Origin of the sequence: Exiguobacterium profundum (genome assembly GCF_001909285.1) — a bacterium.
Lineage (GTDB): Bacteria > Bacillota > Bacilli > Exiguobacteriales > Exiguobacteriaceae > Exiguobacterium > Exiguobacterium profundum.
This window is the reverse complement of sequence record NZ_MRSV01000001.1, coordinates 945,609-969,539: the sequence shown is the minus strand read 5'-3', so window position 1 is coordinate 969,539 and position 23,931 is coordinate 945,609. Positions and strand designations below refer to the sequence as shown.

20 protein-coding genes and 1 pseudogene are annotated in these 23,931 nt (G+C 50.7%); 3 read left to right on the top strand and 18 right to left on the bottom strand.

Annotation, left to right across the window (positions count from 1 at the left end):
- Positions 1-34: 34 nt before the first annotated feature.
- Positions 35-1,882, bottom strand: coding sequence for a sensor domain-containing phosphodiesterase (locus BBB58_RS05150; protein WP_074035933.1), 1,848 nt, complete (start codon positions 1,880-1,882; stop codon positions 35-37).
- 281 nt (positions 1,883-2,163) lie between these two features.
- Between BBB58_RS05150 and BBB58_RS05145 the strand changes: the two genes are divergently transcribed.
- Positions 2,164-3,936, top strand: coding sequence for an SH3 domain-containing protein (locus BBB58_RS05145; protein WP_074035931.1), 1,773 nt, complete (start codon positions 2,164-2,166; stop codon positions 3,934-3,936).
- Positions 3,937-4,048: 112 nt separating this feature from the next.
- Positions 4,049-6,745 (top strand): EAL domain-containing protein, encoded by a 2,697-nt coding sequence (locus BBB58_RS05140; protein WP_074035929.1) that lies wholly within the window; start codon positions 4,049-4,051, stop codon positions 6,743-6,745.
- Between the two features lie 87 nt (positions 6,746-6,832).
- Here the strand turns inward: BBB58_RS05140 and BBB58_RS05135 are convergent, their stop codons facing one another.
- Entirely contained in the window at positions 6,833-7,486 is a 654-nt protein-coding gene (locus BBB58_RS05135) for a DUF3784 domain-containing protein (protein WP_244150679.1), read from the bottom strand.
- Positions 7,487-7,583: 97 nt separating this feature from the next.
- Entirely contained in the window at positions 7,584-8,825 is a 1,242-nt protein-coding gene (locus BBB58_RS05130) for a UDP-glucose dehydrogenase family protein (RefSeq protein ID WP_074035928.1), read from the bottom strand.
- A gap of 203 nt (positions 8,826-9,028) precedes the next feature.
- Between BBB58_RS05130 and BBB58_RS15145 the strand changes: the two genes are divergently transcribed.
- Positions 9,029-9,190 carry a hypothetical protein gene (locus BBB58_RS15145; RefSeq protein WP_167365515.1) on the top strand — a complete coding sequence of 54 codons (162 nt, stop codon included), beginning with the start codon at positions 9,029-9,031 and terminating at the stop codon, positions 9,188-9,190.
- A gap of 145 nt (positions 9,191-9,335) precedes the next feature.
- Here BBB58_RS15145 and BBB58_RS05120 read toward each other — a convergent pair whose 3' ends face one another.
- The 15 genes and pseudogenes from BBB58_RS05120 to wecB form a co-directional block, all read right to left on the bottom strand.
- Positions 9,336-9,752, bottom strand: coding sequence for a GNAT family N-acetyltransferase (locus BBB58_RS05120; protein WP_084543037.1), 417 nt, complete (start codon positions 9,750-9,752; stop codon positions 9,336-9,338).
- Positions 9,752-10,690 (bottom strand): glycoside hydrolase family protein, encoded by a 939-nt coding sequence (locus BBB58_RS05115; RefSeq protein WP_074035924.1) that lies wholly within the window; start codon positions 10,688-10,690, stop codon positions 9,752-9,754. Before BBB58_RS05115 ends, BBB58_RS05120 begins: the two co-directional genes overlap by 1 nt.
- A complete protein-coding gene (locus tag BBB58_RS05110; protein WP_074035922.1) occupies positions 10,687-11,652 on the bottom strand; it encodes a glycoside hydrolase family protein in 966 nt (321 codons plus the stop codon). Before BBB58_RS05110 ends, BBB58_RS05115 begins: the two co-directional genes overlap by 4 nt.
- A gap of 48 nt (positions 11,653-11,700) precedes the next feature.
- Positions 11,701-12,399 (bottom strand): WbqC family protein, encoded by a 699-nt coding sequence (locus tag BBB58_RS05105; RefSeq protein ID WP_074035920.1) that lies wholly within the window; start codon positions 12,397-12,399, stop codon positions 11,701-11,703.
- 14 nt (positions 12,400-12,413) lie between these two features.
- On the bottom strand, positions 12,414-13,394 hold the full coding sequence (locus BBB58_RS05100; protein WP_074035919.1) for a glycosyltransferase family 2 protein: 981 nt from the start codon (positions 13,392-13,394) through the stop codon (positions 12,414-12,416).
- Positions 13,395-13,435: 41 nt separating this feature from the next.
- Entirely contained in the window at positions 13,436-14,488 is a 1,053-nt protein-coding gene (gene rfbB / locus BBB58_RS05095; RefSeq protein ID WP_074037881.1) for a dTDP-glucose 4,6-dehydratase, read from the bottom strand.
- On the bottom strand, positions 14,394-15,365 hold the full coding sequence (gene rfbA, locus BBB58_RS05090; protein WP_074035918.1) for a glucose-1-phosphate thymidylyltransferase RfbA: 972 nt from the start codon (positions 15,363-15,365) through the stop codon (positions 14,394-14,396). Before rfbA ends, rfbB begins: the two co-directional genes overlap by 95 nt.
- Positions 15,362-16,483: a DegT/DnrJ/EryC1/StrS family aminotransferase gene (locus BBB58_RS05085; RefSeq protein WP_074035916.1), complete on the bottom strand. Its 1,122-nt coding sequence runs from the start codon at positions 16,481-16,483 to the stop codon at positions 15,362-15,364. Before BBB58_RS05085 ends, rfbA begins: the two co-directional genes overlap by 4 nt.
- A 26-nt stretch (positions 16,484-16,509) precedes the next feature.
- Positions 16,510-17,487, bottom strand: a pseudogene (locus BBB58_RS15655) (glycosyltransferase family 2 protein).
- A gap of 14 nt (positions 17,488-17,501) precedes the next feature.
- A complete protein-coding gene (locus BBB58_RS05075) occupies positions 17,502-18,614 on the bottom strand; it encodes a polysaccharide biosynthesis C-terminal domain-containing protein (RefSeq protein ID WP_074035914.1) in 1,113 nt (370 codons plus the stop codon).
- Positions 18,578-19,834, bottom strand: a complete 1,257-nt coding sequence (locus BBB58_RS05070; RefSeq protein ID WP_244150676.1) for an ATP-grasp domain-containing protein — start codon at positions 19,832-19,834, stop codon at positions 18,578-18,580. The genes BBB58_RS05075 and BBB58_RS05070 overlap by 37 nt, the downstream gene beginning before the upstream one ends.
- Positions 19,743-21,020, bottom strand: coding sequence for a glycosyltransferase family 4 protein (locus BBB58_RS05065; protein WP_074035912.1), 1,278 nt, complete (start codon positions 21,018-21,020; stop codon positions 19,743-19,745). The genes BBB58_RS05070 and BBB58_RS05065 overlap by 92 nt, the downstream gene beginning before the upstream one ends.
- Positions 20,984-22,027, bottom strand: a complete 1,044-nt coding sequence (locus BBB58_RS05060) for a polysaccharide biosynthesis protein (RefSeq protein WP_074035909.1) — start codon at positions 22,025-22,027, stop codon at positions 20,984-20,986. Before BBB58_RS05060 ends, BBB58_RS05065 begins: the two co-directional genes overlap by 37 nt.
- A 106-nt stretch (positions 22,028-22,133) precedes the next feature.
- The gene (locus BBB58_RS05055; RefSeq protein WP_074035907.1) at positions 22,134-22,772 is read right to left on the bottom strand and encodes a sugar transferase; all 639 of its coding nucleotides are present in this window, start codon (positions 22,770-22,772) and stop codon (positions 22,134-22,136) included.
- A gap of 3 nt (positions 22,773-22,775) precedes the next feature.
- Positions 22,776-23,927, bottom strand: coding sequence for a non-hydrolyzing UDP-N-acetylglucosamine 2-epimerase (gene wecB, locus BBB58_RS05050; RefSeq protein ID WP_074035905.1), 1,152 nt, complete (start codon positions 23,925-23,927; stop codon positions 22,776-22,778).
- Positions 23,928-23,931: the final 4 nt, after the last annotated feature.

The window sequence follows — 23,931 nt, the reverse complement described above, 5'->3', positions numbered from 1 at the left end:
AAGATATTGATATATACAATTCTAAAAGGGACGCTCAGGCGTCCCTTTTCTGTGTCGTATAGTCAACAATCCATTCTTCAAGTTCTTCAAGCGGTAATGGTCTAGAGAAATAATATCCTTGCATCTCGTCACAGCCGAGTTCGCGTAACGCGTTCCACTGTTCAAGCGTCTCGACGCCTTCGCACACCGTCTTCAAATTCAAGCCACGTGCCAAATCGACAATCGATTCGACGATGACGTTGCCGGTCGGGTCATTCTCGGTCACTTGAATGAACTGGCGATCGATTTTGATCTCATGAATCGGATAGTGCTTCAAGTAGACGAACGCCGAGAACCCTGTCCCGAAGTCGTCAATCGAGATAGAAAAACCTTCTTCTCGGAATGCAACAAAACGATCGATGACGTGTTTCTGGTTCTCCATCCCGACGCTTTCCGTGATTTCTAAGGTCAAATAACTCGTACTGACCCCTTCTTCCCTTGCGATTTGGGCAAACTTTTCGACGACCCCTTCGGATAAGAAGTGACGCGCCGATAAATTGAGGGCGAGTTCATACCGGTCTCCCCGTTCATGCCAACGTTTGAGCTGGCGACAAGCCGTCACGAACGCCCATTCCTCTAAGTCGATGATGACACCAGTTGATTCGGCAAGCGGAATGAAGTCGAGCGGCGGCACGAGACCTCGCTCTGGGTGATTCCAGCGCATCAACCCTTCAAACCCTTTCAGTTTACCTGAGGAAGCATTCACTTTCGGTTGGAAATACAGTTCAAACTGACCTGATATCACACCAGTACGTAAATTCATCTCTAACAAGAGTCTCTCAGATGCTTCTTGCGCCATGGCCTCTTCAAAAAACTTGATGACCCCACGTTTCTCATCTGATTGACCTGCAACGACACGTGTTGTATGAATCATATCCAAAGTAGATCGACTTTCATGTTCAATGGAAATGAATGCACTCGTCGTCAGTACAACGTCCAATTCATTGATTCGATATGGCGCACGCGTCACTTGCTCGCATAAATGTTCTGCAAACGAACGTATTTTCCTCCGTTCCCCGTAAGGTACCCAAATGACAAATCCCGATTGCGAGGTACGTGCCATCCTAGATTCATCGATTACTGCTCGTAGTCGTTTCGCCATTTCTTTCACGATCAAATTCGATGTTTCGGTTCCAATCGCATCCTCAATAGACCGAAAATCGTCTGCTCGAATATATAAAACTGCTCCTAAAAACCCTCTCGCTTGTTGACGTAATTGATCGACTTCCTCGACAAATGCATATTTGTTCATCAAACCTGTCAGTTCGTCCGTGTAGGCTAACTGATGAATCCGTTCATCCACAAGCTGCCGGTCAAGCCGGAAGTACAGGATGGCAATAAAATCCGCAAGTGTACTCACAATCAATTCCTCAAGATAGTTCCACTCCCGAAGCAGAAACGTCTCGCAACAAATCACACCTGTGGCACGATTGTTTGCATAAATCGGAGCGTCTAGCATGGAGTACACACGCTTTCCTTCTACAAAGTACTCTTTGTACAAGTCCTTCACCCATGGATGACTGCGAACATCCTCAAACGAAAGGATTCGCTCTGTTTGAAGCGCATCAAAATAGTCAGGCGCGAGTTCACGATGGACGGTCAACTTCGGATGATGTGTCCCTGATTCGTGAGAATAAGCGACTTGACATGAAATAGATCGATGCGATGTATCAAAATGCCAGATCGAGACTGTATCGACTGCCAACATATCGGCGACAATCTCACACATATACAGAATTGCCTCCTGCACCGTTTCTTCCGTTACAATCGGCATCCGTACGAGCGCGAACAGTTTCTCTTGATGCTTACGATATACTCGGTTTGAAAAGTTGTTCTCGATCATCAGTCTGCTACCTCACCCATTTAAATTTGACCTAATGATAGCATGAATCATCCGATACAGCGTTTTCCAAAATTCAACAGAGAGTCAATGCTTGCTTCGTTTTTAAATAAACAAGATTTGAATTTATTCCCATTTATAAATTATTGACCTCCTTTTTAAGAAAGTGGTGTGAATTGACCCTTTGTCCCATTGATTGTCCTTTTCCTCTCACCGTACAATGAACTTGTATTGCTTCACTTGTTGAATTGTTTCGTTCTCACTCTTTGAAAGGATGTGACGCTATGAATCCAAAGTCTGGTCTCACCTATTCATTCGCGGCACTTGCAGCGGTCAGCGTGCTTGCCCACGCAGACGAAGCTGCAGCGGCGAGCACACATACGGTGCGTTCGGGTGATACGTTATGGTCGATCAGTCGGTCCTATGATGTGTCCGTTGCGACGATTAAATCGTTGAACGGTCTCTCTTCCGATAGCATTCGCATCGGTCAAAAACTAAAGCTCACAGGCAGTCCCTCTGCTGCGACAGGTGGTTCCTCGTTAACCACGGCGAGTACGAACCGCGTCACGACGACACACGCATTGAACATGCGCGTCGCGGGCGGAACATGGCATCGCGTCCTCTTGACGATTCCAAAAGGTACGACGCTCACGTCGATTCAATCAAACGGTTCATGGACAAAAGTCAGTTACGGCGGACAGACCGGATGGGTGCATAACGACTATTTGCAAAAGGCATCTATGTCTAGCAGTACCGACAAACCAACAACGGTCACACCGAGCTCGGCTAAAGCTCAAACGAAAGCCAACTTGAATCTGCGTTCGTCGAAGTCTACGAAGACGACCGTATTGCTCACGATTCCAAAAGGCAAGACCGTGACCGTCTTATCTGTCGAAGGGTCATGGTCGAAAGTGAAGTACGGGTCGAAAACAGGATATGTCGCCAATACATATTTAACGACATCAGGAGCGGCGACACCGACAACACCGAGTACAGGACAATCAATCAATCAACAATTCACTACGACGGCAAACTTGAACGTTCGACAAGGTGCAGGCGTCGGTTATCCGCTCGTCACGACCATCCCGAACGGAACCGTCGTCAAAGCGACGAAACAGTCGGGCAACTGGTACTATGTCACGTATAATGGGAAGTCCGGATACGTGAGCGCCGGTTACTTGAAGCAGACGTCCACGACACCGAGCAACCCGGCTCCGAACGAAGGCGATGCCGGTGCTGGTAATGCGGCTGTCGATTATATCGTCAACACACCGTCCTTGAACGTACGTTCGAGCGCATCGACGAGCGCGACCATCATCGGGAGTGTCAAAGCAGGACAGACGTTGCGCGTCGTCCAATCGTCAAAAGGCTGGCTTCAAATCTATTACGGGAATACGGTAGGATTTGTCGCCTCGGCTTATGTGAAAACCGTCCCGAAAGGTTCGGCAGACGGCCCGTCTTGGGTTGAAGGTTCTTATGATTCGAATTCATATTATACGTACTATCCGACATCGATTCGGTCACAGGCGAACGAGTCGAGTAGCACGGTCGGCTCGACACTTCGGGGAGAACTCTTGAACGTGATCGGAGAGACATCGACCCACTATCGTCTCGCATCAGGATTCGTCGCAAAATCAGCCGTCACTGAAATCAAAGGGCAAAGTGCCCAAGCTACTAGGCTTTCGACCATCGATGTGGCAAAACGCTTCGTCGGCACACCGTACGTATGGGCATCATCAAGCCCGGCAAATGGTGGATTCGATTGCTCAGGACTCATCTATTATGTATTCAATCAATCCGGCGTCAGCATCCCACGGACAAACGTGGCTAATTATTGGGGTGGCGCTTATTTCGGACCTCAATTGCCCAAGTCATTCGTCCCGCAGGCCGGTGACCTCGTCTTCTTCGAAAACACATATACCGCCGGGCCATCGCACATGGGTATCATGATCAATTCCGATACGTTCATCCATGCCGGTTCATCCGGATTAGGATACAACCAAATCAGTAAAGAACCGTATTGGCAGTCACGCTTAATCGGTTATAAACGACCGTGACTTTGGTCACGCTAAAAAACCCGACAAAAGTCGGGTTTTTCTTTCGTTTTGCAGGATTTTTATCGCCTGACCCGAATTCGGAAGTAAAATGAAGGAAAAAAGGAGGTGCCGGATGGGCCAACCCCGTTTTGCAAAAATTCCATACCGTACCTACACGATGGTGCTCGCGATTGCTTGTCTCATCGGTGTCCTGTTGTTTGGACTTGGCACGAGTTTTTATTGGCATGAAAAACAAGAAGCCATCGACCAGACGATTACGAATTTGAATCAAGCGGCAGACCTAGCTGGTGTCGAAGCATACGTGTCTCTGTTCGAGGCGGCGACCCGGTATGAGGAGCAGTCGAATCAAACGACATCCTTCCTCTCCACACCGTACAAAGAACGGGCACTCCAATACAATGAGCGTTTATTGAACGACTTTGAGGACGGTGTGAACGAACGGGAACGGGAGACACTCCAGACGTTTTCAAATGAGTTGAATCAAATTCTCGAGGCAGAAAAGTTCGAAGCGGTCCCAACGGATGTCATCAGTTCCATCAATCGACGATGGCTATATCAAGCACTCGAGCAAACGAATCAATCGAATGCGGCATACGAACTGACTGATGCCATCATGCGAATGCAATCGATTCTTATGCGGAATCGCGAAGCCTTCTTCCGTAACCCGATTGATGCGGATCAACTCACAAACACCGTGGACATGATTGTCGGCGAAGCGACACTTGTTCAAACCATCATCGAATCGAATGAGACACTGCAATCGAAAGCGGTCATCGACGTGGCGGAAAGCGGGCAGTCCTTTGCGAATATGGCGAATCGCGAGGTGTCTCTAGAAGCACGTTACGTCAATTCAACGAATGTCTACGAGGACGCCTATGGTGCCCTTCGTTCCATCCGTTCGAGTTCTGAGACGATGCTTCAAGAAGAAAGTAAGCATTATCAAGTCTTAGCCACCACTTCATTCGTGGTGACGTTGCTCTTATCTCTCGGACTCTTATTCCTGCTCTACTATACACGCAATCGTTACAATCACGATTTGGCGCATCTCAAGGCACGCGCACTCGCCATCGACCCGAGCCTAGAACCTGTCGAAGCGATGTTTCCGAAAACACATGATTTTCGAGGGATCGAGGACGAGTTACGTGAGATTGCCACGAGTGTCCATTCGACTGTTCATGAACTTGAAAATCGTTCGCAAGATCTCGTGCGCTATCACGAACGTTGGTCGTCCCTCTTCTCTGAAACGGGACTCGCCATCGCACTGATGGATGACTCGTATAATTTAATTGAGCGCAACGAGATGTTCCGGCAGTTTTTCGGTGACCGGAACTTATATGAGATTAATCAATTGTTCACCGAGACGGGTCGCCGCTTGTTCGAGCAAGCGCTCGAAGGTGTGACTGAACATGGGACGAGTGCCCAGTTCATCATTCATCTGAAAGGGGAACATCTCCGTTATCTGAATGTGAAACTGACGCCGCTCAAGCGAGAGGAAAAGTTGACGTATTACCTCATCGTCGAAGATGAGACAGACCGGGTCGAACGGGAACGGAAGGTCGACCGTCTCGTCCGTTTCGACTTGGCGACCAATCTCTATAACGAATACGGTTTTATTCGCAAGTGGGAAAAGCAAGAGATTGACGGTGCATTTGTCCTTATCCGGATTCATGACTATCATCATCTCGTTGATTGGTACGACCCTGCGTATGCTGATCTGCTCATGATTGAGTTTGCGCGAGCCGTCGAGTCCCGTCTTTCGAAATATGCCCAACATCTCTTCGGTCGATACCGAGACGACACGTTTATGCTGTATGTCAAAGGCTTCTCGTACGAGGATGAGCACGAGCTGTTGGAGCTCTTCCCGACAGAAGTGACAATCAACCATAAACGTCAAAATGTGCATATCCAAATCGGGGCAACTGAGACGGAATCGACTTACAACGATTGTCTGTTCAAGGCGATGAAGGCGTTACAGCACGCCAAAGAGACACGTACCCCTTCGGTTTGGTATGACTCGGAAATTTTAGCCCAGATGCAACTCGCCGCACTGATTGAACAAGCGCTTCCGGACGCCATCCGAAAAGGAGAATTAACGGTCGCGTATCAACCGCAAGTCGAATTGAAAACCGGTCGCGTCGTCGGCGCGGAAGTGCTCGCTCGTTGGACACATCCTGACATCGGAGTCATCCCACCGAACGAGTTCATTCGCATCGCGGAACGTTCCGATCAAATCTTATGGCTCTCACATAATATTCTCGATCAGACGATTGCCCAGCTCGTCGCATGGCAAGGAACTTCATTTGAAGACATCTCCTTGTCGTTCAACTTGTCGGCCCATTCGGTCGACCCTTCCATCGTGGCGAAGCTCCGGGATTCGATTGAGGTATACCCGTGGCTACCTGACCGATTGAAGATTGAATTGACGGAGTCCTCGGATATCATGTCGTATGCGAGTGAACTCGAACGATTAGAAGACATCTCCGACCTCGGCTATTGCCTATCAATCGACGACTTCGGGACCGGATACGCCTCATTCGAAGCGATTTGGCACCTACCGATTCAAGAAGTGAAAATTGATCGGATGTATGTGAGTGGAAAGGCGAAAGAAAGTACTTCCTTCTTACGTGCCGTCTCTCGCTTTGCGAACGAGCAACAGCTGACCGCTCTCGCCGAAGGGATTGAGACCGAAAGCGACCTGTCACGCATGCTTCGTGAAGGGGTCGAACTCGGACAGGGCTTCTACTTCTCACCCGCCCTGGATGCGGCTTCATTCGAATCATGGGTCAACAAAAAGGGACACTCGCATTGAGTGTCCCTTTTTTCAGCGTGAACGAATGTCCTCATATAACTGCCTCGTTTCTTTAACCGAAGACTGATTGAGATAGATTGTTTTTTTTTACCAATCGAGTCGGATCACCGGTTCGACATCGCGGTCGATAAAGAGGAGTACATCCTCCCCTGTTTCCGTCCGAAAATGTCCGGTCAGACGTGTTCCCGTATCTGCTCCGTTCGTTCGACGCGCGATATCCGGCAATGTCGTCCATGTCACGTCTGCCACTTCATCAAACGAGACCTCACGACCATAACTGCCTTCAATCACAATCGCTTCATCCGTCACGGTCACCTCAGTCGGTTGACTGAACCAAAACATAAGCGCCGGCACACCGACGAGTAAGACGACAGAGACAATGATGATCGGAATGAGACGTTTTTTCCCTTCTGGTCTCAAGCGCCCCGCTCCATCGTAGATGTTACCGTCATAGCGTTGCATCCGCCAGAGCATCCCGACAATGAATACCATCAGGACGAGAAAGAACGGTTCGAGCGGGACGTTCCAACTAGACAGTTCGATAAGTGCAATGATGAGAAAAAGTGCACCAATCCCGTAACACATCCAGGCAATCAGTCGCGCCACTTTTTTGATGTCGACCCGCTCCTGTTTTTCTTTCGACATCGTATTATATCCAGAGATCAAGTGATACCAACCGAGCCTGTCAACCGCGAAGCCTAACCCGATGACGATTCCTGCTGCTAGAATGAGAATCCACATATGCCTCGCCTCCTCTCCTTTTTATACGTCATGACTGCTACAAAAGATACACGTCTCGCAAAAACAGGACCGCCTATATGAGCGGTCCTGAACAGTTTTAGTTTGAAGTCGGTGTGTTCGACGGACGTTGCATCCGTCCGATTCCTTCGTATGACACATCGCCCGGATCGCGTGCAAACTTCCATGCGTTTCGTGCATCGATCAATCGACGCTGGCGCATGCCGTTGAAAGCATCCGGTGCCAAGTTCACGATCTCATCCCATTCTGTGACGAAAATGGCATAATCGGCTCCCTTCAGCGCCTCTTCGACCGTCGTCGCTTGTGGATAGTCCCACGTCGCAATCGGATCATACCCGATGACGTCCACGTTACGGGCCACCATGTGGTGAGCGAGTAGAATCGATGGGGCATCTCGCATATCGTCTGTTCCTGGTTTGAATGCCAAACCAAGGATAGCCACGCGCATGTTCGGTTCAACGTTCAATTTTGAGAGCACGTACTCGATTTGCGTCTCATTCACTTTCGTCGCCGCCCGGATGACACGTAGGTCGATCTCGTTTTCACTCGCGACGTGTAGGAGTGCGTTCATGTCTTTCGGGAAGCACGAACCTCCGTACCCGATGCCCGCGTTCAAGAACGAACGCCCAATTCGCGGATCGAGTCCCATCCCGTCCGCAATCGTCGAAATGTCAGCGCCAGCTTGATCGGCTAGACGCGACAAGTCGTTCATGAAGCTGATTTTCGTGGCCAAAAAGGCGTTCGAGGCGTATTTGATGAGTTCTGCATTGATCGGTGTCGTACAGATGAGCGGAACGCCAAGGCGTCCGTAGATTCCTGCCAACTCTTCTGCGACTTCGAGGTTTACACACCCGATGACGACACGGTGTGGTTTCATGACATCTGCGAGCGCGCGTCCTTCTTGTAAAAATTCCGGTACGATCGCAAACGTATGAGAGGGATACATGATGTTCAGTAAGTCTGTCGTGCCGGGCGGGACCGAGCTACGAATGACGATTTTATGCTTCGTGTTTAGTTCCGACAAGACTGCTTCGATATAAGATAAGTCACAGCTTCCATCCGACTTGCTCGGTGTCCCGACCGCAAGAATCAAATAGTCGACCTGCTCCGTATCCGCGATTCGGCTTGTCAGGGTGATCTGGTCGGCGTGCTCTTGCAACACCTCTGCCATGCCTGGTTCATGGAATGGCGGGTGTCCACTCATGAGAAGACGTAGCTTCTCTTCGTCCGCTTCAACCCCGATGACGTGATGACCGGCTTTTGCCAAACCACAAAGTGTAGCCAATCCAACGTATCCTAAACCAATAATTCCAAATTTCACATCAGTTCCTCCTTCAATCATCTTTTATAAGCGTACCGAAACACGCCGAAGAAGTGAAGCTTCTAACACTCTCTCGATGTTCTTTGCTATAATGAGTCAAAATGATGGGTGAAAGGACAAACCGCATGGGCTTAATCGCTTTCTTCTTAGTGACATTGTTCGTTTATTTTTGGTTTTTTGTCCGGGGGGGACTGAAAACCTTTTTGCTAGTCTTGATCATGGTGAGCGGATGGCTCTCCATTTTTGAACTCGTCTCGATTCTCGAAGCCCGTCCATGGGTCATCGCGCCAATTCTGATCATCGTTGGATCGGTGATTTGGAAAGTACAACGCGACCGGAAACGAGAGCTCAAGAAAAGTGTTTGACCTCGGTCAGGCGCTTTTTTTTTTTGTCGTATTCGATAAAGCTTATCAGTTTCAAAAAAACATCAAAAAATCCTCGTACGATGGACGAGGATCAGCTTCGGTTTGTATTTAACTTTCTTATTCTAAAATACGAGAGAGATGCGTTTCATAATATACTCTCCATGACGAGCACATCATCGATTCGGTCGAGCTCGCTGAAGCCGTGTCGCATGTAGAAGGCAATCGCCCGTTCGTTCGTTGCCTCGACGTGCAAGTGAATCTTCCATTTGTTCGTCTGGATCGCTTCTTCGCATAATGCTTCCAGTAAGGCGTGCCCACTACCGGACGGTGCTTCCGGCAACACGCAAATATGGCTGATGAAAACGATGTCCGTATCCATGTAAGCTGCGATTAGCCCGACGAGACGCCCGTCGTTCCAGATTTCATACGACGTCGCCCGTTCGTGCAGTTTCAAAGCGTATGGCTCTAACTCTACCCGCTCCGACAGCTTGGTCGGGAACAGATGATCACACGCCTCAAGATGCGCCACATAGTCAGAGACCGTCCCTTGGTCGCGAGTCATCATACATCCTCCAAGACAGCGACACCAAATCCATGTCGCCCAAACTCGTTCCCGTTATAAAGGAGGTAGTGCCGACCGTCCCACTCGAAGACGTGCGGGTAACATTCCATGTCCGCATCCCATCCGTCGGAACTTCGTTCGAATCCGAGTGCCGAATCATCACGCGTCCAGTCCAACAGATTTTCCGAATAGGCGTAACCTAATCGATATCCGCGTAACGGGTCGGTCCGAAAGCCAAAGGTGTAAAAAAAACAAAAAATCATATGGTAGCGTCCGTCCGCTTCGAACACGGTCGGAAGCGCCTGACTCTCGTCCGCGATTGTATCCGAAACGATTCTTCCGTGACGCTTGAACGTCTGTCCATCTTCTGACGTGGCGAGCGCAATCTTATAGGTCCTTTCCTGGACGCCATCCGGACCCTCTTTCCATGTCGTCCCGTAAATGTAATACATATAGTATTGTTCCCGTGTGACCACAAAGGGGTCGCCGACGAGAAACGGTTCCTCGATGCTCGCCGATAATATCGGTCCGTCGCCGAGCCGTTCGAACGTCTCTCCCTCGTTCCGACTGACAGTGAGACCAATCCCCGTTTCGACCGACACAGAGTCTCGACGGCTCCAGCCACTCGTATAGCCATAAAGCCCATCACGCGTCCGCGTGACGTGGAATGGGAAGATCCCGTGTTCGTCGAATGTCCCCCGTTTTCCAAGTGGGATGATCTCATCTGTGGACACGTCGATGACGTTGAAATCACGTGTCATGTCCACATATCGGACGTGGCTCTTGAACATGTCACCGTCCGGTTCACGGGTCGAGAAATAGATGCGCACAAAATCTCCGAAGACGAGCGCCTGAGGGGACTGGGCGAACGAGGAATACTCCCCGAAAAATCCATACGGCGCCGGGTCGAAGATGTGTCCGAGTTTTTTCCACTTCATCTCGCTCCCTCCTTGCGCTCCGCGATGCCGAATCCTTCTCGTCCGACTTCATTCCCCAAATAGAGTAAATACCGTTTCCCGTTCAACGTGAACGTGTGGGGGTAGGCGACCATCTCGTCATCGAATCCCGATTCTGTCCGCGAGAATCTCATGACCGAATCGTCACGCGTCCAGTGGAGGAAATCCGGAGAAGAGGCATATCCGATTCGATAAGTCCGCTCTGGATTCTTCCGATAATCGGTCGCATCTCGGTAACAGAAAAACATATGATAGCGCCCATCCTCATAAAAGACGTCTGGACTAGCCTGCGCTTCATTCGGAAGTACGCTTTCGATCAAATCGCGTCCCGCCTTCACCCAAGTGACCCCGTCCTTCGACGTGGCCAGCCGAATCTTATACACCGGTTCAGGACGTTCGCCATCCATGACCCACTCTCGTCCGGCGATATAGAACAAGACCCACGTGTCATGGAAACGCCGAATCTTCGGACCGCTCAAGATGAACGGTTCATCGAGTGTATACGATAGGATCGGTCCTGGACCGACACGCTCAAACGAACGTCCGCCGTCTCGACTGATGGCTTTTCCGATATTCACATTAAACGGAACGGACACAGTACGCGTCCAGCCCCCGTAATAGGCGTGCACCTCATCCCCAACCTCAATCGCCGAGAACGGATAGACACCAAACTCGTCGAACGTCCCACGTGCACCGAGCTCCAGTATCGGTCGTTCACTCACTCGAAGAATCGAGAAATCCTCTTTTGCGACATCCACATACCCGCTGTGACTGACGTATCGTCCATCGATCGGTTTCGGTCGACAACTGAAGTAGATTCGTAAATAGGTATCGCGTTCCAACACACAAGGTCCTTGTGCGAACGCATCCATCCAGTCGAGTGATGCGTCTCGTTGAGGGCTGAAGAAAAGACGTCGATTGGTCCATTCAAATGATGTATTCAACGTGTTCGTCCCCTTTCCCCTAATTGTTGCGGCATCTATCTCGCCCCATTAGACGAGCGTATAGGCATCGAGTAGTTCACGCATTTTCGTCTTCGAATTGAACATCAAGACATCGATGATGGACAAGTTGGGCGTGAACGGATGACCAAATTGAGCATATTCCACCGCATCCATCTGGATAAAATCAAGCGGCACCCCGGATTCCGCGAAACGCTGTTTATCATAAAGCTCCTGTCCTCCAATCGCATTGATGTAATGCGATGTACGCAAATGATGACAAATCTCGAGTACCAATTGTTCACACTTCAGCGACTTGTCGTAGTCGAGCGAGGAGGCGACCAATAACTCCGTATCCATCTCGAGATAATCACGCACTTCCGTCAATAACGTCTCTAGGTAAGTGGCGACATTGCGTTCCTCGTTTTTTTTTATTCGTTCCACCATCGGCATGACGTCGGCATAACTTGGTGCGTGCTGATACGCATGATGCAATAAGCGCAGTTGATAGGTCTCATGAACCGGATCGAGAATCCGCTCATGCTCACGGATCGTACGATGCTGTGTCATATGATCGATTTTCAGATGGATCGGTTTGATGTGTCCCTCGACCAAAATTCGGTTTCGATGAATCCATCCTCGTTTCGTAAATTGCACATGGTCCAAGATGACAAACTGGTCCACCGCGTTCATCAATTGAATATATCCGAGGTATGGGAAGTAATAAGGCTGCATAATCCCTAATTTCATTTGAGCCACCTTCCTTAGCCCAGCTGGAACGAGCGCATGCGAATCAACCATTCGGTCAACACCGGATGTCGTACCATCAAGTAGGGACGTAGTCGCTCTCTACCTACGAAACGCTCCACATATCGGTCATACCGGGGTGACTTCAGCGCTTGAAAATCTCGTCTGAGACGATGTAAGCCGACCTCGAACGATAAACGAGAGATTTCGATTTCTTGATGAAACCTGCCGTCCGTATAGGAATCGAAAGCATCCATCATTCGGATGAACGCCTCGAACCGTTCGATGTCGCACTCCCTGTCTGTCTGACTCCACTCGGTTGTGACCGATCCAGACACACCGTAGCGGTATACGCTCATTACCTCAGGCATATAGTAGGCGTAGCCTTGGCTTGCGACGTGCAATTTGAGCGCCCCATCGAATGCTGGCGTATCGCCGATCCAATCTAACAGATGGTCTGTCAGTCCATTTCGGTACAGCATGGACATCGTTGGAATGAAGCCGAGTAGCTGTAACTCCCCGGCATGATAGGTCCGCGGCTCCGTCGAGGCATACTTTCTGTTTTCAGGCATCCACGGGATGACGTGCCATCCGGTATGGAGTGTGTCGTCCGTTTCGACATACGCATCATGAAAACAGAGTGTACAGTCCGGGTGGGCTTCCATATAGTCGACTTGTTTCTGCAATTTACGTGGGTCGGTCCAATAGTCATCCCCGTCACAAAGCGCGATGTACTTGCCACGCGCCCTCTCTTCGTTCAACAGATTCACCAGCACACCTTGAGAATATTGGTTTTCCGTTTGATAGATGACCCGAATGAGGTTTGGGTGCTGTTCTTCATACTTACGCACGATGTCTGCCGTCCGATCCGTTGAGGCATCCTCATGAATGAGGATTTCAAATTCAAAATCTGATTCCTGCATCAAAAATCCTTCAATCGTTTTGGCGATGTACGGTTCGTGGTTATACGTGATGCAGTCGATGCTGACCATCACCATGTCGATTCCCTCCTTTCCCGAGATGATAGAACGGCTCCGATTTAGGAAGAGTACATGTCTTGATAATAGGTTTTGTACGCTCCCGAAACGATGCGCTCGACCCATTCCGGATGTGATCGGTACCATTCAATCGTCTCTTTGATTCCATGTTCAAAACTGTAGCGTGGCACCCACCCGAGTTCGTCTTTCATTTTCGTCGCGTCAATGGCATAACGACGGTCGTGACCAGGGCGATCCGTCACGAATTGGATGCGGTCATCGGGTAAGTCAAAAGCCTGTAAAATCGTTCGGACGAGCTCGAGGTTCGTCTTCTCGTTATGTCCGCCGATGTTATAGACTTCTCCGACCTGTCCCTTTTGCCGAACGAGATCAATCGCTTCACAGTGGTCCTGTACATGTAACCAATCTCGGATATGTCCTCCGTCCCCATATACTGGGAGTAGTTGATCGGTCATACAATGGTGCACCATGAGCGGAATCAGTTTCTCGGGGAATTGATACGGACCATAATTGTTGCTGCAACGGGTGATCTTAATCGGTAAGCCGTACGTCTTATGATAGGAACGAACGAGCAAATCAGACCCGGCCTTCGAGGCAGAATAAGGACTGTTCGGGGCGAGGGGGGTCTCTTCTGTAAAGAACCCTGACTCCCCTAGCGACCCGTATACCTCATCCGTCGAGACATGGACGAAACAGACATTGTCTCGATAGTCTTGACTGTATTTGTCATCCGGGTACCGTTTCCAATGCCGCATGGCCACATCGAGCAACACTTGTGTACCCAAGATATTCGTCGAGAGGAACAACTCCGGCTCAAGAATACTTCGGTCGACATGCGATTCCGCCGCAAAATGAACGACTTCGTCAATTTCAAAGAGAGAGAACAGTTCATCAATCGCTGGACGGTCACGGATGTCTACTTTCCGAAACACGTAGAGCGGGTCGTGCTCGAACGCTTGAACGTTCTCTAAATTGCCGGCATAGGTCAAAGCGTCGACGTTAAGGATTCGTGACGTTGGATGTTTCTCCCGAAAGTGTTTTATGAAATTTGAACCGATGAACCCGGCTCCGCCAGTCACTAGGATCGTATGCATTGGTCTGTTCTCCTCCCTCTAGAAGCGATATCAAATACTGTCCGTAATCGGTCATCTTGAGCGTCTGACCGATGTCGGCCAATTGCTCTCGCGTGATGAACCCACGACGCCACGCAATCTCCTCCAGACATGCGATATAATAGCCTTGCCGTTCCTGTACCGTCTGTACGAAGATGGAGGCTTTGATCATCCCCTCTGGCGTCCCGGTATCGAGCCATGCCATCCCGCGACCGAACAAGACGACGTTCAACTCGCCTCGTTCTAAATACATTTGATTGATCGACGTAATCTCAAGCTCACCGCGCGGGGACGGCTTTACTTGTTTCGCGAACTCGACGACCTGATTGTCATAAAAGTAGAGCCCCGGTACCGCATAATTGGATTTGGGGACCGCCGGTTTCTCTTCGATGGACAAGACACGACGGTCCGCATCGAACTCGACGACACCGAATGCCCGTGGGTCCTTTACCGGATACCCGAACACCGTTGCGCCTGACTGCCGCTCTTTCGCATCCTGTAAAAAGCGCGTCAAGTTCGGACCATAGAAGACGTTATCCCCTAAGATGAGGCAAACGGAGTCGTCCCCGATGAACGATTCTCCTAAGATGAAAGCATCCGCGAGACCGACCGGACGCTCTTGTACTTGGTACGTAATCGAGATTCCGAGTTGATGCCCGTCACCGAACAGTCGCTCATACCCGGAGATGTCTTTCGGGGTCGAAATCAATAAAATCTCTTTGATGCCGGCGAGCATCAACACCGACATCGGATAATAGATGAGGGGCTTGTCGTAGATCGGTAATAGCTGTTTCGAGACTGCTTTCGTCATCGGGTAGAGACGCGTCCCGTTCCCACCCGCTAGAATGATCCCTTTCATCGTTCATTCCCTCCTTCAAGGATTACGTCACAAATGCGGTCAACCATCTCCATTGTCATGTCCGGATACAGAGGTAACGTGATCACCCGATCCGAGACGTATGTGGCGTTCGGTACGGATGCGTCGAAAAAGTAGCAGGAAAAATCGGTCACGAGCGGATAGAAGTACTTCCGGGCGAGAATCCCATGTTGCGCTAAGTATGCCATCATGTCATCGCGCGCCGCTCTCCCTGGCGTGACGAGAACCGGATAGTACGCATAGTTGGACTCGGTTCGTTCATTCCGGAGGTTCAAGCGAAGAAACGAAGCGTCCCTTAAACGGGTATCGTATCGCTCGACCAGACGTTTCCGCTTTTCAATGTCGATATCAATTCGTGGGAGGTTGCAACGTCCCATCGCTGCCTGAAACTCGTTCATCTTGGCGTTGCCCCCGACCGATTCGACGGATTCTGTTCCGGTGATTCCAAAGTTGACGGCTTGATGAATCGCCTCGATGTAACGGGCATCCCGGAACGTGAGCGCCCCACCCTCAATCGTGTGAAACACTTTTGTCGCATGAAAGCTGAACATCGTCAGATCGCCGAACGTCGAGACATCGCGCCCGTCGTGACGGACACCGAACGCGTGCGCCGCATCGTAGAGGACATGGAGTCCATGGCGTTTCGCGAGTTGTTCGATCGCCTCGACGTCACATACGTTCCCATACACATGAACGGGTAAGATGGCCGTCGTCCTTTCCGTGATCAACGCCTCGATTTTGTTGACATCAATCGTATAGTCGACGGGGTTGATGTCACAAAAGACAGGGGTGATTTGTTTTCGGATGAGCGCATGCGTCGTCGAAGCGAACGTGAACGGCGTCGTGATGACCTCACCCGTCAACCCGAGCACATCAATCGCCGTCTCGAGGGCCAAATGACCGTTCGTCAATAAGGAAACGTGCGGGACGTGGAGACGCTGCTCTAACTCTTCTTCTAATGCCCGCACATGCTCGCCACGGTTGCTCAAGTGACGCGATTCCCAAAGGGGACGAATCATCTCGACATACGTATCAAAATCCGGCATACTCGGTCGCGTGACGGGAATGATGGCATCTGTTTCTACATTTGAACCACTCATGGTGAAATCGCCCCTTTTCCTTTCGTTTAAGCGAATGCTCGGTTTCGTACTTTGATCAGCCACTCCGTTAAATGTGGCTGCTTGATCATCAGGTAAGGTCGGATTCGATCGATTCCGACGAATCGATTCAGATACGCGTCATACCGAGTAGAACGTAACGCATCATACTCTCCCTTCAATCGGTGGAGCCCCACTTCAAAGGAAATCCGGGACAACTCCAGCTCCTGATGATATTTCCCATCGGTATAGGCATCAAATAAGTTGATGAAACGAATGAACTCCTCATGTCGCTTCACGTCACGTTCGACATCTCCTTCGTTCCAAATGGTCGTCGCCGACCCCTCGACCTCGTAGCGATAGACACTCATCACTTCCGGCATGTATTAGGCGTATCCCCTGCTCGTGATATACAAGCGAATCGATGCATCTCGCGCCGGCGTCTCTTCGAGCCATCGCGGGGCGTCATGGAAATCGTTCACATACAACATGGACATCGTCGGAACGAACCCGAGTAACTGTAACTCTCCGGCGTCATACGTACGGGGCACGGATGAGGCGAGCTTTCGATTTTCCGGCATCCATGGAATGACGTGCCAATTCGTGTGGAGCTTCCCACCTGTCTCAACGTACGCATCGTGGAAACAAAGTGTACAGTCCGGATTAGCTTCCATATAGTCGACTTGTTTTTGTATTTTGTACGGGTCGGTCCAGTAATCATCGCCCTCACAAACCGCGATGTATTTGCCGCGTGCCCGCTCCTCGTTCAACCGGGCGATGAACACGCCTTTTGAATATTGATTCTCCGTCTGATAGATGACGTTGAATTTTTCAGGATATTTCTGAACGTATTCCCGGATGATGTCTGCCGTCCGATCCGTCGAGGCGTCATCATGGATCAGAATCTCGACCTCGAAGTTCGTACGCTGTAACAAAAAGCCTTCAATCGCCTGAGCGATGTACTTCTCGTGATTGTATGTGATGCAGTTGATGCTCACCATGACCATGATGAATCCCTCCTTTATGAGACTTCCGCGTCTTGTGCGACAGTGGCTCGATAGGTGTCCGGTTGACTCGCATCGAACGGCTCGTTCACCCACATCACCGTCACTAAATCTTTCACGCCCGTGTTTTCGATATGATGGACGTAACCTGGCGGAATCTCGATGACTTCAAGCTGTTCTTCACTGACATGGAACGAGATGATCTGATCTTGGTCCATCAATCGGAGCCGAATCACGCCTTCACCGCTGACGACGATGAATTGTTCATGTTTCGACTCATGCCAGTGCTCCCCTTTTGTGATTCCGGGTTTGGCCACGTTGACGGAGACTTGACCACGGTCAGGCGTCTTGAACAGTTCTGTGAACGATCCCCGCACGTCCTGATGCATCAAGAGAGGCGTGACCATCCGTTCTTTCGGCAAGTAACTTAAGTACGTGCTGTACAGCTTTTTCGTAAAAGGATCTGATACATCCGGTACCCCTCTAGCCATTCGGACCGCTTCGAACGATTCAATCATTCGGGCAAGGTCGAATAATGTGATCTGGTGTGTCGGGACATCTGAATCGGTGCTTTCTGTTTTATGCAACGCCCCTACAAACGATGCGACGACGTCATCGACATGGGCGAGCGTCAACACGTGATTGGGATGTGTGACCGTGATGTCCTCTCCTCGTGCAATCTGATAACAAAACGTCGTGACCGCACTGTTATAGAATGGTCTCCCCCATTTGCCGAACAGGTTCGGGAGCCGATATATGTGAACCGGTGCCCCGCTCCGTTGACCGTACAGCCGCAAAATGTCCTCCGCTTCTCGTTTACTGTTTCCGTAAGGATTGTCTTGAGTCGCTTGAATCGACGAGGCGAAAATGACCGGGACCCGATTATAGGACAGCAATTCGATTGCAATCGCCTCGGTCAAGTTGACGTTTCCGGTCGTGAATTCTTCGACTCGTTCAGGGCGGTTCACTCCGGCCACATGATAGACGGCGTCGGCTCGACGCAGATAGTAGCTTCGTTCCACGGATGATGTCGAACGGGTGATCGGGAGGACGAGATGCCCAGCCCGCTCTAAGGCGTGAACGAGGTGTCTGCCTAAAAAACCGTTCGCACCGGTGACGACGATGTCCATGATTCTCCCTCCGTTTCTTCGGTTGACTGGATGTGAAAGGTCAGCCATCGCTCGGGATGTTCAACGAGTCGAAGCATCGTCTCAACGTCTTCAAACTCTAGAATCAAACTACCGAGTGCTTGATTTGCCCCTTCGAAGCGTGGGACCACATCTCCGACGTTGTAATAGATGTTCGCTTGTCGAATCGTATATGCGTCCTCATCGAAATGGACACCCATGAACTGACCCTTTTCTTGACTACCGATGATGAAATAGGCGGACGGTACGGTCACCGGCTTCATCTCGAGCGTCACCGGCATCCCGAGTGCGACATCAATCGTCGCCTGGACCAAGTCGACGCCTGTCGCTTGTTCGATGATTTGTGGGATGTAATTTCCTCCGTTCCGTGGACCGATATCCATCAGATAAACGTCTTCTCCTTTGACGAAGATGTCAAAATTGAACGCCCCTTGTTTGAAGCCGACTTCAGTCAACATCCGTTGCAACGTCTCATGTACCTGTTCGAGCACGTGAGGTGGATGCACACTTGGAAAACTCGCACTAATCGGGGCAAACGGGTTGACTCCGTTCACATTGAAATGTCCGTTTCCGAAACAACGAAACACTAACTCCCCGTCGACGACAAATCCATCACCCGCTAGTTGATAGCCGTCTCGGGTAATGAACTCCTCCACGACCACTTCCTGATTGAACGACATCGTAAATGCCGATCGGAGATGGCGGCGAAGCTGCTCAATTCCGTTCCCCCGACTCCATTTGTTGACCCCTTTACTCCCAGAGGCGTCGGCCGGTTTGATGATGTACTCGCCCGCTCGATTCCGTAACGTTTCGACGGCTATTTCTAGTTCGGTAAACGCAAAGGCTTCCGGGACGGCAAAGCCATGTCGCTGTAGGAATGTTCGAAACTTCGCTTTATTCGTCAACGTTTCGACCGTTTCTAGCGAGTTCGTCACTAAACCGAGCGCTTCTCCGACATAGGCGGCCGTTCGCGCCGCCGGGTCGGAGGCATAAGCGACAATCCCATCGATGCCTTCTTCTCTCGCGATGGCGAGGACTGCTTCCCGATCAAGCGTGCTCGTACAGTAATAGCGATCGGCCACGAGTCGACCTGGATTATCCGGTAGATAGTCACAGAGAACGGTGAATATCCCTTGTTGTTTCGCTTTTTGTATGATGGGAACTTGATGCATCGCGCCCCCGAGCAACATCAGCTTCAGCATGGTGAGAATCTCCTTTGCGATAAAGTGGTTGGAGTAAATCGGCGTAGATGGCAGCAGTACTGGCGTTCAGTCGCGGTGTCACGAGTTCTTTCGATTGTTGTCCGTGAGCTTTCAATTTTTCAGGATGTTCCAGATACCGCTTAAGCTCGGTCACGAGTGACGCCACCGTCGGTTCGCATTTGTAACAGTTAATGCCTTCGTGCAGATGTCTCTCAACGTTGTTGACGTCATGGCTGACAACAATCCCCATCCCGGACGCGCAGGCTTCAATGATGCTGATGTTCCCGTTCGAATAGGTCGCCGGTAATACGAGGATGTCCGAACTCCGGTAAACGAGATTCAATCCTTCCCACGACTCGATTTCGTCAAGGAACGTGACGTCCTTCAACTGCTCGTCCTCGATATATCGCCGACACGCATCTGCGAGGTGTCCGTCGCGATTGAGCGACATGGAAAGGTTCGGATATTCTTCTTTCAAGATTCGATACGCCTCCAAGGCGACGAGCGGTTGATAACGTTCAATTAAGCGATTGGCAAACAACAGATGAATCGGGTCATTTGGTCCTTTCTGACGCAATGGGTGCGACATATGCGTCTCGATATCAATCGGATAGGGCGCCGAGACGACTCGTTCGGAAGGGAAGCCTAGTTCCTTGATAAATTGATCGCGTGCGACGTTTCCCATTCCGAAAATCAAATCGGTCCGCTTGAACAGTCGATGAATCCGTGTGGTCTTGTGCAAGCCGTTTTCTCTTGTCAATAACGTCGATTCACCGCTCGTCTCACCTCGAACGTTTCGGATTGGCTCGCTCATGACGACGACGCGCACCCCGAACAGTTTGACAATTTTTAAGAGAATTGCGTGAAACGGGGTAAAGCCGGCTAGTAGCAAGATATGCGGTCGAAACCGGATGAGTTGGACAAACACATCGAGTGACAGATAGTTCGTCTTTTTCGAGAAATAGGAGCCTCTCAAGACGCGACAGCGTTTACCAAGTGGGATGACCCACCAATCAGGACGTTGATCCGTGATTTGTCTATAAAACCAAAACTCAGTATCAAAATATTTATGGAGCGCGTCAGCGAATTTCACTTGATACGGGGAAGCCATATTGGATAAGAAGACGATTCGTTCTCTGGTCATCACACTCACCCGATTCGTTTCGCGGAAGCGGGAATCGTCCATTTCGCGAGTTCTTCCTGGATGTAAGGTAACGTCAACAAGAGTTCCTTCACTTCCTCCACATCGAGCTGTCTCGTATTGTTCGAGTTGTACTCGCCTTGAGCAGTCAGCTCCTGGCTGCCTTCACTGAAGTACTTCTCGTAGTTCAAGTCACGATTGTCGGCCGGGACGCGGAAGAATCCACCCATGTCCTCGGAGACGACTTTCTCTTCCCGGGTCATCAACGTCTCGAACGCTTTCTCGCCGTGGCGAGTCCCGATGACTTTGATGGGAAGATCGACCCCGAACAGTTGTTTCACGGCTTCCGCGAGCACACCGATCGTCGAGGCAGGTGATTTTTGGACCATGATGTCACCGGCATGCGCATGATGGAATGCGAAGACGACGAGTTCGACCGCATCGGCCAAGCTCATCAAGAAACGCGTCATGAGCGGATCGGTCACGGTGAGCGGCTCCCCTTTTTTGATTTTTTCCACGAATAATGGGATGACCGACCCACGCGAGGCCATCACGTTCCCGTAACGGGTCCCGCAGATGAGCGTCCGGTCTGGTCCGACCGCACGGGCCTTGGCGACGAAAACTTTTTCCATCATCGCTTTGGAGATTCCCATCGCATTGATCGGGTAGGCCGCCTTATCCGTCGAAAGACAGATGACCTTCTCCACACCCGCTTCGATGGCGGCATTCAAGACATTTTCCGTACCGAGAATATTCGTCTTCACCGCTTCGATTGGGAAAAACTCACACGAGGGAACTTGTTTTAGTGCCGCTGCATGGAAAACGTAATCGACCCCATACATGGCATTTTTGACACTGTTCGGGTCCCGTACATCGCCAATGTAGAATTTTAACTTGTCATGATGATAGCGATTGCGAATGTCTTCTTGTTTCTTCTCATCCCGTGAAAAAATGCGAATCTCTTTGATGTTCGTATCGAGGAATCGCTCCATCACGGCATTGCCGAACGATCCTGTCCCACCCGTGATGAGCAATGTTTTATTGGAAAACATAAGAAGGCTCCTTTCGTAGCTGTCTAGTCTCAGATGTAGGAAGAGCGGTATGTCATCATTTACCCGGTTGGTCTCACTTAAATTGGTAACTTAATGGAAACCGTTATCATTTTTTCGCAACATGCATCATCTTCTTTTCTTCAGACGTCGGGCTCGGTGGTGGCGCCCCTTCCACGATTCCTTCCCGGAGCAAAACGTTCCTGACGGTCAAGGCGATACAGCGCAGATCGAACCATAAGCTCATCTGGCGAACGTATTCCCCGTCGAGTTTCGCCTTCACTTCAATCGGAAGCTCATCGCGCCCCTTCACTTGTGCCCATCCGGTCAGCCCCGGCAGCGCTTCTGTCGCACCCACTTGTCGACGAGCCTCGACCAAGTCGTCCTGGTTCCACAGTGCGGGTCTCGGTCCGACGATGGCCATCTCGCCTTTTAAAATGTTGACGAGCTGTGGCAATTCATCGAGACTCGTCTTGCGAAGAAACGCCCCAACGCGCGTGATATGTTTCGTGGAGTCGTTAAACAGATGTGTCGGGACATCGTTCGGGGTGTCCTGATGCATCGTCCGGAACTTATACATCCAAAAACGTGTCTCCCGTAATCCGATGCGCTCCTGTTTGAAAAAGACGGGACCCCTTGAATCGATTTTGATCGAGAGGGCGATAAGGAGCAGAAACGGTGCGAGAAGAAGGAGCGCGACTCCGCTGAGCGTCCCGTCAAAAATTCGTTTGAACGTCATATAATCCATAGCTCACACCTCTTTCTTCTCGGTCGACACCGTATGTTGCTTCCACACTTCTCGCATCACATAGTCCGTGTAGGACAACAAGATGCGGAGCACTTTATCGGAGACGTTCGGCATGCCATAATCGTTCACGAGTCGCATCGGACCTTCCGTCTCTTCTAAGATTCGAAGCGCCTGAAGCACCCGTTCCCGCTTCAATCCAACCATCATTGCCGCCCCTTCCTCCATCGCCTCCGGACGCTCATGCGCTTGTCGGATATTCAACCCTTTGATTCCAAGAATCGAGCTTTCTTCACTGATCGTACCGCTGTCCGACAACACGGCCTTCGCATGGAGTTGCAGGTGGACGTAGTCACTGAAGCCGAGCGGCTTGAGGGTACGAATGTTTGGATGGAGACGCACCCCACTCTCACGAATGCGTTTTGCCGTCCGAGGATGAGTGCTGACGATGAGGGGGAGCTGGTACGTGGTCGCGACCGCATTGAGCGTGTCGACGAGATCGAAAAAGTTCTCGTCATCACTGATGTTTTCATCGCGATGGGCCGATACGACGAAATAGGCATCTCGCTCCAAGTCGAGCCGTTCGAGCACGTCTGACCGCTCGATCTTCTCCCGTTGACGATGGAGCACCTCGTACATCGGGCTCCCCGTCTTGATGATGCGGTCCGCCGGTAACCCTTCACGAAGCAGATACTCGCGTGCGATGTCACTATAGGTCAGATTGATGTCGGCGATATGGTCGACGATGCGACGATTCGTCTCCTCCGGGACCCGTTCATCAAAACAGCGATTCCCTGCCTCCATATGGAAGATGGGAATGTGATGACGTTTTGCGGCGATGGCTGCGAGACAGCTGTTCGTGTCCCCGAGTAGCAAGACCGCGTCCGGACGCTCGGATGCGAGCACGGGATCGATGGCGATGAGGATATTCCCGATCGTCGCCATCGGACCATCCGCCGAGGCGTCTAACACATAATCCGGTGTCCGGAGTCCGAAGTCTTCAAAGAAAATTTGATTCAATTCGTAATCATAGTTTTGTCCCGTATGAACGAGCACATGGTCGATTGCCTCGGAGGCTTCGAGACGTGCCATCACGGCGGACAATCGAATGATTTCGGGTCTGGTACCAACAATCGTCATGACCTTGAGTCGTTTCATCTTG

What these genes read in the sequence shown, in the direction of transcription:
- BBB58_RS05150 (WP_074035933.1), bottom strand. Translation starts at nt 1,882, where the DNA reads ATGATCGAGAACAACTTTTCAAACCGAGTATATCGTAAGCATCAAGAG.
- BBB58_RS05145 (WP_074035931.1), top strand. Translation starts at nt 2,164, where the DNA reads ATGAATCCAAAGTCTGGTCTCACCTATTCATTCGCGGCACTTGCAGCG.
- BBB58_RS05140 (WP_074035929.1), top strand. Translation starts at nt 4,049, where the DNA reads ATGGGCCAACCCCGTTTTGCAAAAATTCCATACCGTACCTACACGATG.
- BBB58_RS05135 (WP_244150679.1), bottom strand. Translation starts at nt 7,486, where the DNA reads ATGTGGATTCTCATTCTAGCAGCAGGAATCGTCATCGGGTTAGGCTTC.
- BBB58_RS05120 (WP_084543037.1), bottom strand. Translation starts at nt 9,752, where the DNA reads ATGACTCGCGACCAAGGGACGGTCTCTGACTATGTGGCGCATCTTGAG.
- BBB58_RS05115 (WP_074035924.1), bottom strand. Translation starts at nt 10,690, where the DNA reads ATGAAGTGGAAAAAACTCGGACACATCTTCGACCCGGCGCCGTATGGA.
- BBB58_RS05105 (WP_074035920.1), bottom strand. Translation starts at nt 12,399, where the DNA reads ATGAAATTAGGGATTATGCAGCCTTATTACTTCCCATACCTCGGATAT.
- BBB58_RS05100 (WP_074035919.1), bottom strand. Translation starts at nt 13,394, where the DNA reads ATGGTGATGGTCAGCATCGACTGCATCACGTATAACCACGAACCGTAC.
- rfbB (WP_074037881.1), bottom strand. Translation starts at nt 14,488, where the DNA reads ATGCATACGATCCTAGTGACTGGCGGAGCCGGGTTCATCGGTTCAAAT.
- rfbA (WP_074035918.1), bottom strand. Translation starts at nt 15,365, where the DNA reads ATGAAAGGGATCATTCTAGCGGGTGGGAACGGGACGCGTCTCTACCCG.
- BBB58_RS05085 (WP_074035916.1), bottom strand. Translation starts at nt 16,483, where the DNA reads ATGAGTGGTTCAAATGTAGAAACAGATGCCATCATTCCCGTCACGCGA.
- BBB58_RS05075 (WP_074035914.1), bottom strand. Translation starts at nt 18,614, where the DNA reads ATGGACATCGTCGTCACCGGTGCGAACGGTTTTTTAGGCAGACACCTC.
- BBB58_RS05070 (WP_244150676.1), bottom strand. Translation starts at nt 19,834, where the DNA reads ATGCTGAAGCTGATGTTGCTCGGGGGCGCGATGCATCAAGTTCCCATC.
- BBB58_RS05065 (WP_074035912.1), bottom strand. Translation starts at nt 21,020, where the DNA reads ATGGACGATTCCCGCTTCCGCGAAACGAATCGGGTGAGTGTGATGACC.
- BBB58_RS05060 (WP_074035909.1), bottom strand. Translation starts at nt 22,027, where the DNA reads ATGTTTTCCAATAAAACATTGCTCATCACGGGTGGGACAGGATCGTTC.
- BBB58_RS05055 (WP_074035907.1), bottom strand. Translation starts at nt 22,772, where the DNA reads ATGGATTATATGACGTTCAAACGAATTTTTGACGGGACGCTCAGCGGA.
- wecB (WP_074035905.1), bottom strand. Translation starts at nt 23,927, where the DNA reads ATGAAACGACTCAAGGTCATGACGATTGTTGGTACCAGACCCGAAATC.